11 protein-coding genes are annotated in these 13,770 nt (G+C 71.5%); 6 read left to right on the top strand and 5 right to left on the bottom strand.

The window, feature by feature from the left end; translation table 11 throughout:
* Positions 1–45: 45 nt before the first annotated feature.
* The 4 genes from AB0H54_RS32615 to AB0H54_RS32600 form a co-directional block, all read right to left on the bottom strand.
* The gene (locus AB0H54_RS32615; protein ID WP_357350762.1) at positions 46–2,070 is read right to left on the bottom strand and encodes an SDR family oxidoreductase; all 2,025 of its coding nucleotides are present in this window, start codon (positions 2,068–2,070) and stop codon (positions 46–48) included.
* Between the two features lie 277 nt (positions 2,071–2,347).
* Positions 2,348–3,451, bottom strand: coding sequence for a glycosyltransferase (locus tag AB0H54_RS32610; protein WP_357350760.1), 1,104 nt, complete (start codon positions 3,449–3,451; stop codon positions 2,348–2,350).
* Positions 3,448–4,779, bottom strand: a complete 1,332-nt coding sequence (locus AB0H54_RS32605) for a glutamate-1-semialdehyde 2,1-aminomutase (protein ID WP_357350758.1) — start codon at positions 4,777–4,779, stop codon at positions 3,448–3,450. The genes AB0H54_RS32610 and AB0H54_RS32605 overlap by 4 nt, the downstream gene beginning before the upstream one ends.
* Positions 4,780–4,836: 57 nt before the next feature.
* Positions 4,837–5,829 (bottom strand): hypothetical protein, encoded by a 993-nt coding sequence (locus AB0H54_RS32600; protein WP_357350756.1) that lies wholly within the window; start codon positions 5,827–5,829, stop codon positions 4,837–4,839.
* Positions 5,830–6,146: 317 nt separating this feature from the next.
* Here AB0H54_RS32600 and AB0H54_RS32595 point away from each other — a divergent pair, with 317 nt between their 5' ends.
* From AB0H54_RS32595 to AB0H54_RS32570, 6 genes are read left to right on the top strand one after another with little or no spacing between them, the layout of a single operon-like run.
* On the top strand, positions 6,147–6,977 hold the full coding sequence (locus AB0H54_RS32595) for a glycosyltransferase (protein WP_357350754.1): 831 nt from the start codon (positions 6,147–6,149) through the stop codon (positions 6,975–6,977).
* 4 nt (positions 6,978–6,981) lie between these two features.
* The gene (locus tag AB0H54_RS32590) at positions 6,982–8,340 is read left to right on the top strand and encodes an O-antigen ligase family protein (RefSeq protein ID WP_357350752.1); all 1,359 of its coding nucleotides are present in this window, start codon (positions 6,982–6,984) and stop codon (positions 8,338–8,340) included.
* Complete coding sequence (locus tag AB0H54_RS32585; RefSeq protein WP_357350750.1) at positions 8,337–9,407, top strand: glycosyltransferase family 1 protein; 1,071 nt, start codon at positions 8,337–8,339, stop codon at positions 9,405–9,407. The genes AB0H54_RS32590 and AB0H54_RS32585 overlap by 4 nt, the downstream gene beginning before the upstream one ends.
* On the top strand, positions 9,404–11,002 hold the full coding sequence (locus tag AB0H54_RS32580; protein ID WP_357350747.1) for an oligosaccharide flippase family protein: 1,599 nt from the start codon (positions 9,404–9,406) through the stop codon (positions 11,000–11,002). The genes AB0H54_RS32585 and AB0H54_RS32580 overlap by 4 nt, the downstream gene beginning before the upstream one ends.
* Positions 10,986–11,981 carry a beta-xylosidase gene (locus AB0H54_RS32575; RefSeq protein ID WP_355278531.1) on the top strand — a complete coding sequence of 332 codons (996 nt, stop codon included), beginning with the start codon at positions 10,986–10,988 and terminating at the stop codon, positions 11,979–11,981. Before AB0H54_RS32580 ends, AB0H54_RS32575 begins: the two co-directional genes overlap by 17 nt.
* Positions 11,968–13,086: a glycosyltransferase family 4 protein gene (locus AB0H54_RS32570; protein ID WP_357350745.1), complete on the top strand. Its 1,119-nt coding sequence runs from the start codon at positions 11,968–11,970 to the stop codon at positions 13,084–13,086. Before AB0H54_RS32575 ends, AB0H54_RS32570 begins: the two co-directional genes overlap by 14 nt.
* Here the strand turns inward: AB0H54_RS32570 and AB0H54_RS32565 are convergent.
* The gene (locus AB0H54_RS32565) at positions 13,062–13,619 is read right to left on the bottom strand and encodes an MspA family porin (protein ID WP_357350743.1); all 558 of its coding nucleotides are present in this window, start codon (positions 13,617–13,619) and stop codon (positions 13,062–13,064) included. The genes AB0H54_RS32570 and AB0H54_RS32565 overlap by 25 nt on opposite strands.
* Positions 13,620–13,770 lie beyond the last annotated feature (151 nt).

Genomic DNA, 13,770 nt, shown 5'->3' with positions numbered 1-13,770 from the left:
CTGCCGAGATCACCTCGGCAGCGGCCCGGTGTCGTCACATGGTGCCTACCAGTGGACGCCGGGCAGCATCCGGCTCACCCGGGCGGCCGGGCTCGGCATCACCATCAGCGGGGTGAGCACCGGAGCCAGGACGGTGAGCGCGTTGCGGCTGGGCTCGGCCGGTTCGGCGGGCTCGGGCGCGGGCTCGGCGAGCACCGGCTTGCCCTGGGCGGCAGTGGATTCGCCGAACAGGCGGAAACCGGTGTGCATGATGGTCCGCTTGAGCGAGGGCAGGAACATCTCCACGGCCTGCGAGAAGGTGCCGACCGGGGTGTCGATCCGGTCGGGCCGTTCCAGCATGGCGCGCACCACGATCCGGGCTGCCCGCTCGGGATCGGGCAGCGGCAGGGCCCGGTAGAGATCGGTGGGCGCGATCATCGGGGTCCGCACCAGCGGCATCCGGATGGACGTGAAAGTGACACCGTCGCCGCGGTTCTCGACGGCGGCGATATCGCTGAAGTTGTCCAGCGCCGACTTGCTGGCGGCATAGGCGGCGAAGCGCGGAACCTTGGTCTGCACCGCGATCGAGGAGATGTTGACGATGTGGCCGAAGTGCCGCTCCCGCATCGACGGCAGCAGCGCCAGGATCAGCCGCACGGCGCCGAAGTAGTTCACCGCCATGGTCCGCTCGAAATCGTGCATGCGGTCCACCGAGTTGGCCACCGAGCGACGGATCGACCGGCCCGCGTTGTTGATCAGGTAATCCACATGGCCGTGCTCGCTCAGCAGTCGCTGCACCAGGCTGTCGACGGCCGTGGCGTCGGTGATGTCGCACGGGTAGGCGAACGCGGTGCCGCCGTCGGCCCGCACGGATTCCGCTGCGGCGGTGAGGTCTTCGACGCCGCGCGCCACCATGAGCACGGTGGCGCCGCGCTGGGCGACCGCGTGCGCGGTGGCCAGCCCGATGCCCGAGGACGCGCCGGTGATCAGCACGATCCGGCCCGCGAGCCGGTCGGCGTCGGCCGGGACCCGCCCGCGCTGCGGGTCGAGGTTGGCGCGCCAGTAGTCCCACAGCCGCTGGGCGTAGGTGTCGAAGGCGGGCACCGTAAGCCCGGGCAGCTGCGCCCGGGTCGACTCGGCGACGAACTCGGCGGTGAACCCGACGTGCGGGGCGACCTCGGCGGGAATGCCCGCCTGCTCGAACAGGAAGTCGCGCACGGCATGGGCGCCGGGCACATGACCGAGACCGGCCAGCGCGCGGGCACTGCCCGGGACGGTGCCGATTCCCACCGGGCCGCCCGCGGCGCCGGCCAGGGCGCGGTAGATCTCGCCGAAGGGCTGTGGTTCCGGGTTGACCAGGTGGAACGTGCGGCCGTCGAGCCCGTCCTTGCGCGCCAGCCGGACCATCGCCTCGGCGACGTAGTCGACCGGAACCACGTTGGTCGCGCCCAGGTCGGGCAGCGGCAGCGGCAGATCGGCGGGCAGCGCGGACAGCGCGTCGATCGCGGCGAAGAAGTAGTACGGGCCGTCGATCTTGTCCATCTCGCCGGTGCGCGAATCGCCGACCACGATGGCCGGGCGGTACACCCGCCAGCGCAGATCGGTGGCCTCGCGGACCAGCTTCTCGGCCGCGAACTTGGTGCGGTGGTACGGCGAGGTCAGATTCTGGCCGAGATCGAAGTCCTCCTCGAAGAACTTGCCGCGATGATCGCCCGCCACGGCCACCGAGGACACGTGGTGCAGCACGGCGTCGAGCCGGCGCGCCAGCTCGATCACCGAGCGGGTGCCCGCGACATTGGCCGCGTGCGCGGTCTCCTCGTCGGCGGTCATGTCGTAGACCGCGCCCAGATGCAGCACGTGATCGGCGCGCGGCGGCTCGTCGCCCAGGCCGAGGCCCTCGGCGGTCAGGTCGCCGACCAGCGCGAACACCCGATCACCGTCGGGATGCTGCGCGGTCAGCGCGGTGAACTTGGCCAGCGACTCGGCACGCACCAGCACGTGCACGATCGCCGTGGGATCGGCGGCGAGCAGCCCCCGCACCACTCGCCGACCGAGAAACCCGGTACCGCCCGTCACGATGTAGGAAACCATCGCCCCTCCTGAAATTCTCGAAACACGGTGTCGTGCAACAGTGATCCGGCATGCGGCGGTGGATGCGGGCATCAAATGTGCGATATCCAGCAGCAGGTGGCTGGAGAGAAACCGGGCACATCGTCGTCCCGGCAGGCCCTAACCGTACTCGTCGGTAACCTAGCCGGGCAAGCTCGTGGCGCCCGGTCACCGTGTGGGAATTGTCACCGATCGTCGCAGGTCAAACGGTGTGTGTGACAGCTGATTTCAGTAACTGAAAGTTTCGGACAACTTGTCGCTACCGTCCGGCGAGGACGTCGTCGACGACACCGCGCATCCGCGCGCGGAACACCTCGGGGGCGAAGGTGAGCGCGTGATCGCGGATCTTCGCCGGATCGTAGGCGGCCGAATCGAACTCGCCCATCAGCTCGGCCAGCGCCGCGACGACCTCGTCGTCGGTACCGGCGGGCACGTACTCGCCGCTGACCCCGGGGCGCACCGTATCGAGCGCGCCACCCGACCCGACGGCGAGCACGGGCGCCCCGCACGCCATCGCCTCGACGGGGACGATGCCGAAGTCCTCGATGCCCGGCATGAGCAGCGCCCGGCAGCGCCGGTACATGTCCTGCAACTGCTCGGCGGAGGTGGCGCCGAGGAAGGTCGTCTCCGCGCCCGCGATTGCCTCGAGCTGGGCGCGGAAGCGGCCATCACCGAGCACGACCAGGCGCACCCCGGCCCGCTGCGCGGCGCGAATGGCCAGATCGGCGCGCTTGTACGGCACCAGGCGGCCCGCGCACAGATAGAAGTCCTCGCGGGCGATGGACGGGTCGGGCGTGAACCGCGCGACCTGGACCGGCGGGTTGACCACCGAGGCGGGCAGGCCCCACCAGTCGGTGACCCGCTGCGCGACCGCGTGCGAATTGGCGACGACGTGGGTGAGCCGGGGCGCGGCGCGCAGTTCCCCGCGCCGGGCCAGGGTGCCCAGGGCGGCGAGGGCGAGCTGACCGGCGCGCCCGCCCGCCTCCTGGGCACGGAACTCGCGATCCCAGGCCCAGCGGGCCGGGCTGTGCACGTAGGCGACCACGGGTGCGTCGGTGGCCAGGGCGGCCTGGGTGGCGAAGGCGTGATGGCTGATCACCACCACGTCGTGGTCGCGCAGCGGCAGGCGTCGCAGCACTCGCGGCACCAGCGGCAGCAGGGGAGCGTGCCTGCCGCCGGTCAGGGAGTGGGCCCGGCTGAGCCAGCTGTCGTGGACCGCGCCGACCGGTGCGCGGACGCCGCCCGGTGCGACGATCGGTGCGAAAACCTGGGCGCCGGGCCAGGTTTCGACGAATTCGCCGACCACCGCCTCGGATCCGCCGAACTCGGTGAAACGTTCGTGCACGAGGGCGACACGGGTCATCGGGAGGTGCTCGTTTCGATCTGTCGGGGAGCCGCGGTGCGGCGCAGGGCGGGGGCGACGGGTCTGCCGCGCAGCAGGCCGTCGACGGTGCCGTGGTCGATCGCGCGGCGATAGATCACGGCCGCCTCGGCGCAGGCGGCGACGGTGGCGCGCACCGCGTCGGCGTCGTGGGCGGCGGAGATGACGAAGGACTGACCCAGCACGCCACGCAGGAGGAGCTCCTGGAGAAACAGGGTCCGAAAGGCTTGAGATGGAACACCTTCCGCGTCGAGGGTGCGGAAGATCAGGCAGGACGGGCGGCCCAGGACCTGGAGGTGGTCGGCGAGGCCGAGCGCGGCGGCGGCCGCGTTCACGCCGTCGGCCAGGTCGCGACCGGCCCGCTCCATCCGGGCGATCGGGTCCTCGGCGCGGTAGGCGTGTACGACCGCGCGGAACGCGGCCAGCGCCGAGGTCTCCGGGCCGTGTGTGGTCGAGAGCAGGAACACCCGGTCCTGGTCGGTACGCAGGCCGCCGCGCTCCATGTACTCGCGTTTGCCCGCGAGTGCGGAGATCGGGAAACCGTTGCCCATCGCCTTGCCCCAGCACGACAGGTCGGGCGTGACGCCGTAGACCGCCTGCGCGCCACCCGCCGCCCAGCGGAAGCCGGTGATCATCTCATCGAACACCAGCAGCGTGCCGTACCGATCACACAGTGCGCGAACGCCTTCCAGGTAGCCGGGCAGCGGCTCGGCCAGCGCGGTCGCGGCCTCGAGGAACACCGCGGCCACGTCGCCGGCGGCCAGCGTGGCCGCCAGCGCGTCGAGGTCGTTGTAGGGGAATTTCGCCGTGTCGACGACGGGGATGCCACCTGCCATGTCGGTGGTGCCGATGAACCAGTCGTCGACGGAGAAGAACGGCTGATCGCAGACGGCGATCCGGGTCCGGCCGGTCACCGCCCTGGCGAGGCGGACCGCGGCGGTGGTGGCGTCGGAGCCGTTCTTGGCGAACTTGACCATGTCGGCTCCGGGGACGAGTGACAGGAAGTCCTCGGCGGCGAGCAGTTCCAGCTCGGTCGGCCGGGAGAAGCTCAGGCCGTCGGCGGCGGCGAGCGCGGCCGCCGTGCACACCGGCTCGTAGCCGTGGCCCAGCGTGACCGAGCGCAGGCCCATCCCGTACTCGACGAACTCGTTGCCGTCGACATCCCAGACCCGAGCCCCCTTGCCGCGCACCAGCACCGGTGCCATGCCCTCGGGGTACTGGTCGCTGCCACGCGCGTAGGTGTGCGCGCCGCCGGGAACCAGCTCGTGCAGCCGGGCCTGGACGGCCGTGCTGTGTTCGAAGCTGCGCATCGGCATTCCTCTCGGCTCGTGCGGGTCCTCGGCGACCGGGTCCGAGCGGTTGCCTGCCTACGAGCTTGGCGTCGCGTTCTTGCTCGCGGTCTTCACCGGCGCGGCCCGCGGCGGCCACTGCCGGGGCAGGACCGTGGTCTCGGGGTCGTACGCGCCGGGTGCCGTCGCCGAGGCGACCGCATCGGCACGGGCGGACACGGCCGCGGACGTACTCGCCGGCGCGGGCGTATCGGAGGTCGCGGCGGCGGGTTCCGGCTCATCGGCGGGGCGCTTGCGGCCGGCGCGCCGTTCCAGCACACCCCGCGCGAGGACGAGGCCCTCGGCGGCGATGATCAACGTCGCCAACGCGGCGAACAGGCCCTCCTGCACCGGGTGCGGGGCCACCAGTTCCGTGCGCGGGTTGCTGATCACGGTCAGCCGGGCCATGCCGAGCACCTGGCGGAACTCGATCTCGCGGGCGACGTCCCTGGCGTCGAAGCTCAGCTCCGGGCGGAGCGGATCGTCGACGAGCCGCTTGGAGAAGGTGTCCTCGACGGCCCGGCGGTGATCCTCCAGGTCGGCCGCCGAGCGGGCGATCGCCTCGGTGCGCATCTGGGAACCGACCCGGTCCAGCGACTGCTGCACCGCGAGGACGAGTTTGGCGGCCTGCTCGGGCGTGCCCGCCTGCGCCTTGATGATCAACAGCGACGGGGCGGGCCCGGTCATGGCCGAGACCCGGGGCCGCAGATCGTCTTCGGAGGGGGCGAGCCCGTTCTTCACCACGTCCGAGAGCACCCGGCTCTCGGTGACCAGCACGATGTAGGGCTGGGTGAGTTCGTTGAACACCGCGCCGATCGACTGCTGGGAGATCTGCGCGGTCAGGCTCGCCTCGTAGGTCCGGTCGCTGCGATCGCGCACCAGCCAGACGCCTGCGCCGACCAGCACCGCGATCACCAGGGCGATCGGCAGCACCCGGACCAGCTGGCGGGCGTGCCCGGCGAGGTCGACGCCGGACATCGACGCACTCGCCGAGCGGGACTCACCCGTCGCCGCCGTCCCCGTCTCGCTCACACTTCCCCCACATTCCGCCGGTAGTGGTGGCGATGTTAGCTGGGGTTCCGAGGTGCCGCGAGCGCGGCGAGACGTGGCCGCGAGACGGTTACCCGCCGGGCGGGCTCGGCAAACGTGTCGCCGGATCGGAAACGTCGACGCCGTCGCGTTCGATACGCACGTGGTGCGGCGTGTCCGGCAACCGTTCAGCGGCTCGGTGTGGTGGAAATCGCCAGATGAGCGCGGGCACGGGGAGATCGGTACGCTGAGCCGGTTCGTGCCGGCCCCCAGCGGGCACGACGGATCGGTGAGTGACGGAAATCATGGAGGATCGAACAGTGGTGGGGGTTCGGGTGTCGGTGTGTGTCCCGGCATTCAACGCGGCGCGCACGATCGTCGAGACCATCGGGTCGATCCTGGAGCAGGACTTCGCGGACTTCGAGATCGTCGTGGTCGACAACGCGAGCGCCGATGGCACGGGCGACCTGGTGCGGTCGTTCGACGACGACCGGATTCGGCTGTACACCAACGACGCCGTCCTGCCGATGGCCGAGAACTGGGACCGGACGATCGGGCTGGCCTCCGGTGAGCTGGTCAAGCTCGTCTGCGCCGACGACCTGATCACCCCGAATTGCCTGTCGGCGCAGGTCGATGCGCTGCGCGATCCGGCGATCGCCGTCACCGGGGCCAGGTTCGACATCATCGACGACGCGGGGACGCTGCTGGCCCGATCGCGCGGGCTGACGGGCCTGCTCGGCCGCTGCTCGTCGCGCACCACGCTGCGGGCCTTCGTCCGCAAGCTCCCCGACGAGCTGTGCCCGACGGCCGCGTTCATGTTCCGCCGCAGCGATCTCGCCACGACCAGCGGATTCCGCACCGACTTCCTCTACGCGATGGACATCGACCTCGTCGCGCAACTGGTCGAGCGCGGCGGGTTCTACGGTGACAGCCGGGTGCTGGCGGTCAACCGCGCCTCGGCGTTCAACCATTCGTCCACCACGTCGACCCTGAGCAAGCTGTCCGACGTGCTCCGCTTCAACCACCACTACCGCCGCAGGCATCGCGATCAGATCCGCGCCGTCGATCTGCTCGTCGGTGACGGCAAGGTGGTGCGGCAGGCGCTGGTCCGGCTGTGCGCGCGGGCCAAACGCGCGATCGGGAAGGACTGAGCGCGTGGGCCCGCTGCTGTATCTGCTCGCCGTCCCGGTCGCCTGGGTGTTCCTGCGCTGGATCCGGCATCGGCCGCAGCGCGGGCTGTTGCTGGTCGCCGCGCTGGTGCCGTTCAACGGTCTGCTCCTGATCGCGCCCGGGTGGATGCAGGTCGACGGGTGGAAGGAGGCGCTGCTGCTGCTCACCCTCGGGGTGGCCGTCTTCGTCCCGCAGCGCGAACCCGAACCGCGCCCGGTGATTCCGTGGTGGCCGTTCGGCGCTGCCCTGGTCCTGTTCGGGGTCGTGTCGGCGTTCGTGACGGCGGGCTCGCTCGGCCTGTTCGCGATCAAGATCACGTTCTTCTACTTCGTCGTGGTCCCGCTGATCCTGTACCTGCGACCGTTCAGCGCGCGCGACCGCGATCTGCTGGTGACCATCATGATGGTGGAGTCGGTCGCGATCGCGGTGTTCGGGCTAGCCCAGCAGGCGATCGGCGCGGCCGGTCTGGCGCAGATGGGGTACGAGTACAACGAGACCATCCGGTTCTCGGGCGGCATCCTGCGTTCGTTCAGCACCTTCAATCAGCCGTTCCCGTTCGGCTTCTACCTGGTGACGGTCCTGCTCGTCGGCGGATCGGTCGCGCTGGCCGCGCCCCGGCGCCCGCGCAACCGGATCTTCCTGCTGGCGACGCCGATCCTGGTCGCGGGGATCGCGGCGAGTGTGGTGCGGGCCGCGCTGGCCGGTCTGCTGGTGGGGGCGTTGGTGCTGGCGGTGGTGCGGTATCGGCGGCAGCTGAAATCGGTGATCATCGGCGGGGTCGTGCTGATCGTGCTCGGCAGCGTCGCGGTGTCCGCGCAGGCCCGCAGTTCGCTGTTCTCCTCGTCGAGCCTGGCCGACCGGGGGACCGGGTGGAACACCGTGCTCCGGTCGATGGGCAGTCATCCGTTCGGGGACGGACTCGGCTCCACCGGGGCCGCGAAGGCGCGTCAGCTGGTCGAGGAACTCGGCCCGATGGCGGAGAAACTGCCCTACGCCACCGGCGAGGTGCAGATCTATGGCCGTCCGTACCAACCCGACAACTACTACGTGAAGCTGCTGATCGAACTCGGGCCGATCGGGGTGTGGTTGTTCGCGGCGATCATGGTGGTGATCTACCTGATGTCGATTCGCGCGGCCCGCACCCTGCGCGGGAACGACGCGGCCCTGGCCCTCGGGGTCGCGGCCGCCGTGCTGGCCAGTGCGGTGGCCGCGGTCGCCTCGAGCTACTTCGAGATCTTCCCGAGTGATTTCTACTTCTGGTTGCTGGCCGCTGTCGTCGGCTGTGCCATCACCCAGCAGTCCCCGACCGTCGAGCGCAGCTCCGTCCCCGAGCAGGTGACATGAATATCGAGGCACGTGAGAATTCAGGTGGCGCACTGCGGTTCGGTGCGCTCGCCTGCCGCCCGAACGGGGCGGGGGTGTCGACGTATCAGCGTGAGCTGCTGGCGCGGATGCCCGCGCTGCTGGCGGGAACGACCCTGTCGGCCGTGGTCCAGGCCGATGCCGCGGCGACCCTGCCCCCGGGCATCACCCCGGTGCCGCGTCCGGTCGCGGCCGGGGCGCGGCGGGCCTGGCACGGCATCGCCCCGCTGCGCGGCGTCGATGTCTTCCACGGGCTCGACGTCGACGTTCCGGTCATCGGGCCGCGCGCCACCGTCAGCACCGTGCACGACCTGTCGGTGTTCGACGTGCCGTGGGCGTTCAGCCGCTACCGGGCGCGGGGCGAACAGCTGCTGGTCCGGATGTCGCTGGCCCGTGCCGATCTGCTCGTCGCGGTCTCGGAGTTCACCGCCGAGCGGATCGCGGACCGGTTCGGCCGGCACGCGGTCGTCGTGCCGCTCGCGCCCGCCGGGTGGGCGCGGGTACCCGCGGACCACGAGGTCGCGCGGGTGCGCGCGCGCTACGACCTGCCGCCGCGATTCGTGCTGCAGGTCGGCACCGTCGAACCGCGCAAACAGGTCGCGATGCTGGCCGAGGCGGCCGGTCTGCTCGACATCCCGCTGGTGCTGGCCGGCGCCGGGTCCGACGGCCCGCAGGCGCCGAGCACGGCGCTCGGACTCGGCTACGTCGACACCGCGGACCTGCCCGCGCTGTACGCGGCCGCGACGGTGGTCGCCTACTGCTCGCAGTACGAGGGATTCGGGCTGCCGCCGGTCGAGGCCATGGCCTGCGGTGGCGCGGTGGTCGCGAGCGCGGTCGGCGCGCTGCCCCAGGTCTGCGGGGACGGCGCGGTGCTGGTGGCGCGGACGACCGCCGAGGACTGGGCGAAGGCCCTGCGTCCGCTGGTGCACGACGCGGCCGCCAACCAGGACCTGCGCGAGCGCGGCCGCGCCGCGGCGGCCGAGCTGAGCTGGCAGCGGACGGCGGCGGCGACCGTCGCCGCCTACCGCGCGGCCGGGCTGCTGTCGTGACCGACGAAGCCACCGCGGCCGTCTCCCGCGACGATCCCGCGCACGGTGGCCGTGCTCGATCCGGCCGGGCCGCGGCGAGCAACACCGCGGCGATGCTGGCCAGCCGGATCTTCGCCGCGGCGCTGGGATTGCTGGGCACCACGCTGATCGCGCGCATGCTGCCCGCGGTCGAATGGGGTTACTTCTCCTTCGTGTTCGGGCTGCTCGGCATGCTCGCGATCGTCACCGATCTCGGTGTCGGACGCGCGGTCATCGGGAAGCTGGTCCACGGTGAACCCGCCGAGGCCGCCGAGATCGCCAGCTCGTTCATCGTGTTGCGGACGGTGCTCGGGCTCGTCGGCTACAGCCTGGCGCTCGGGTACGTGCTGGTCCTGCGGTGCCCGCCGGAGGTCGTCACCGCCACCGCGGTCGCGGGGCTGGTGGTGGTCGTGGCCACGCCGAGTCACGCGCTGACCGTGCTGTTCCAGTCGACGATGCGGCTGACCCTGGTCGCCGCCGCCGAAGCGCTGGCCCGCACCGTGCAGCTGGCGCTGACGGTCCTGGCGGTGCTGTGGTCGCCGACCCTGCTCGTGGTCGTGGTGCCCGCCGTCGTGTACGAGATCGTCGCGCTCGTGGTGAAGATCGTCGGGATCGGGCGTGGGCTGGGCGGGCCGATCCCCGCGCGGCGCATCGAGCTGCGCTGGTGGGGCGGCATGCTGCGGGAAGCGCTGCCGCTGAGCATCGGTCTCGCCCTGATCATCGTGTTGCAGAAGGTCGGGCTGCTGCTGCTCGGGCACTTCGACAGCTACGAGTCCGTCGGGCTCTACGCCGTCGGCATGAAGTTCGCCGACCTGCTCGACACCGCGGCGCTCGCGGTGGTCGCCCCGCTGACCACGCTGCTGATCGCGCTGTGGCCGGACGATCCGGCACGCTTCCGCCGCTACTTCCGCCAGGCGACCATCGCGCTGGCCGCGCTCGGCCTGGCCGCGCTGGTGGCCTTCTGGCCGGTCGCCACCGACAGTGTCCGGCTGCTGTTCGGCGCGGAGTTGGACGCGGCGGCGGACGCCGCCCGGATCCAGATCCTCGGCGGCCTGCTGGGGGCGCTGGCGCACCTGGGCCTGGTGGCGCTGATGGCCGTCGGCCGCAATGTCGTCATCCCCTGGATCGCCGCGGTCGCCCTAGTGGTCGACCTCGCGCTGGCCTGGCCGCTGATCTCGCGCTGGTCCTATACGGGCGCGGCCGTCGCCGGATTGGCGGCGCAGCTGGTGCTGCTGGTCGCGGTCTGGGTCGCGCTGGCCGCCGCGGTCCGGGTGCGCCGGCTGGTGCCGCTGGCCACGGTGACCGCCGTCGCCGGGGTGGCCGCCGCGGTGATCGCCGCGGCGACCACGATCGACCGGCACTGGGCACCTCCGTGGATCGTCACCGCGATCACGGCCTGCCTGATATACCTGTTCCTCGCCGGCTGCATCGTGCGACGGACCGACGGATTGACGATACGAACCTTGCGGGGGCCGAAACCTGATGACACTGTGGCGAATCGCCCGGGGGATGCTCACCACAGCAGTCGTCACGGTGACGATGCTGGGATGCGCGACGACCGTGCCGATCACCACTGACACCGCCGCCCCCGCCACCGGTCTCGGTGTGTCCGGTGGCCACGCCTGGCTGGAATCCGATGCGGCGGAACTGGATCGGCAGATGGCCGTCGTCGCCGCGAGCGGTGCCACCTGGGTCCGGATCGACCTCGACTGGTCGGTGATCGAACCGCAGCGCGGCCGCCAGGACTGGTCGGCGACCGACCGCGCCGTCGGCGCGGCCCGGGCCCACGACCTGTCCGTGCTGGCGATCCTGACCTACGCGCCCGCCTGGGCCGGGCTGCACGAGGGTGTCGAGACCAGTAAGGCGGTGCCGCAGCCGGTGCTGTTCGGCCGGTTCGTCGGCGACGCGGTCGATCGGTACCGCGACCAGATCTCGCACTGGGAGATCTGGAACGAACCCAATGTCACCGCCTTCTTCGCGCCGCGGCCGGACATCGGCGTCTACGCGCATCTGCTGCGCCAGGCCGCGCTGTCGGTCCGGGCGCGGCAGCCGCACGGCCAGGTCCTCGTCGGCGGCCTGGCACCGGCGACGAACAACGGCCAGGACATCGCGCCGACCTCGTTCGTGGAGCTGCTCTACGAACTCGGGGCCGCGGCCGACTTCGACGGGATCGCGGTGCACCCCTACTCCTATCCGGAGCTGCCCGCGTCGCCGGCCTGGTACAACGCGTTCGGCAATCTGATGGCCATCCGGCGCATCATGGACGCGAACAACGACACCTCGGTCCTGTTGTGGCCGACCGAATTCGGGGCGCCGACGGGCACCGGCGCGCGGGCCGTCAGCGAGGCCGTGCAGGCCGAGATCCTCGATCAGGGACTCGGTCTGATCGCCACGATGCACGATATCGGGCCGGTGTTCGTCTACTCCCTCGTCGACGCCGGGGACGACCGCGACGATCTCGAGGACAACTTCGGCATGCTCCGCCGCGACTACACCGAGAAACCCGCGCTGGCCGTGCTGCGCGCCCACGCGGAGGCCCGCCGTGCCGGCCGCTAGCGACGCTCGGGAGCTGGTGTTCGTCGCGCATTCCAGCCGGGCCTCGGGCGCCGAGAAGATCATGCTGGCCCTCGCCGAACTGGCGGTGCGACAGGGCAGGCGGGTCCGGGTGGTCTGTCCCGACGGACCGCTGCGGAAGCTGCTGCCCGCCGCGGTCGGTCATGTCGCGATCCCGGAACTCGGGTTGGCCGGTCAGCGGGGCGGACAGCGGCTGCGCGCCGCCGCCGTTCTCGTGTGGCGGTGGTGGCTGGCCGCCCGCGTGCTCCGGCGGGTCGCGCGCACCGGCGAGGTCCGGCTGGTGGTGAACTCGACGATGGCGCTGCCCGCGGTGGCGCTGGCGCTGCCGCGACGGCGGTCGACGGTCTGGCTGGTGCACGATGTGGTGGTCAGCCGACGGCAGCTCGCGGTCGCGCGGGCGGGGCGCCGCGCGGTCGGTCGCGCGGTCGCGGTATCCGAGCGAGCCGCGATTCCGTTGCGCGCGTTGGGATTCGACGTCGATGTCGCCCGGCAGGGCGTGGGCTGGCCGGTCGATCCCGCCCCGGTTGTCGAGCGCGAGCCCCTGGTGGCCGGGATCCTGGGCGTGGTGACCGAGTGGAAGGGCCAGCACGTGCTGCTGGCGGCTGCCGCCGAGCTCCCCGAGCTCCGGATCGAGATCGCCGGCTCCGCGCATCCGGGTGACGAACCGTATCTGGCCGCGCTGCGGGAACGGGCTCAGCGGGCCGACCTGGTCGGCCGCGTCCGGTTCCTCGGCAATGTCGACCCGCTGCCGACGATCCGCGGCTGGGATGTGCTGGTGTCGGCGAGTGTGTTGCCCGAGGCGGGCCCGCTGGTGGTGCTGGAAGCGATGAGCGTGGGTGTGCCGGTCGTCGCGACCGATCACGGCGGCAATGCCACCGACGACACGGCACTGTGCGTCGCGCCCGACGATCCGATCGCCTTGCGCGACGCACTACGGCGGCTCGGCCGGGACCCGGAGCTGCGCGCCCGGCTGCGGGACGGCGGCCGCGACGCGATCGCGGCCGACCACGATCTCGCCGTGACGCTGCCCCGCATGCTGGACGCGCTGCTCGCGACCCCGGATCAGATCGAAAAGGTCCGGCCGTAGGTGACGACGGTGTCGCCGGTGGCGGTGACGATCTTCACGAACGGGCGGACATTGGTCTGGCCGAGTACCCCGGTCACGGTGCCGTGGAACCCGGAAAGCCGCAGCACGCCGTCGGTTCCGGCGATGTCGCCACCGGCGACCTCGACCTCGCGGATGCCCGGGCCGAACCCCACCGCCAGCTCGACGCCGGCGCGGGGGATCAGGCCGTCCAGCTTCACGGTCGGACCGCTGCCGCCGACCTCGACGCCGAGGCTGGGCGTCGACCACTCGAACTTCAGTCGTCCGTCGAGGGTGGCGGGATAGCCGACCTGGTAGCCGATGGTGAGACGCCCGGTCCAGTCGGCGGCGTCGGGGCCGGTGACCAGGTAGGACGCCTCGCCGCTGTGGAACCACTCGCGGGTCAGCGGATTGCCGTCCAGCGGTGCGACGAAGTCGATCCTGGTATGTGACTGGACCGCCTCGACGGTGCGGTTGTGCCCGTCGAGGACGGAGTTGCTGCTGTCGACGACGGCACCGGCCGAGCCGGTGCCCATGGTGAGACCGATGACGACGGCCGAGGCCGCCGCGATCCTGCGCAGCGCGCGCGGACGAACACGATGATGCCCCTCGGAATTGTTCCCCTGAACCTTCGCCCGCCGAACAGCGTGTTCGACGTCGCCTCCCCACGATCCGGGCTCAGCCGGT

The sequence above is a fragment of the Nocardia sp. NPDC050718 genome, assembly GCF_040654235.1.
Classification (GTDB): Bacteria; Actinomycetota; Actinomycetes; order Mycobacteriales; family Mycobacteriaceae; genus Nocardia.
The sequence above is the reverse complement of the archived record's forward strand: the minus strand, read 5'-3'. Positions and strand labels throughout refer to the sequence as shown.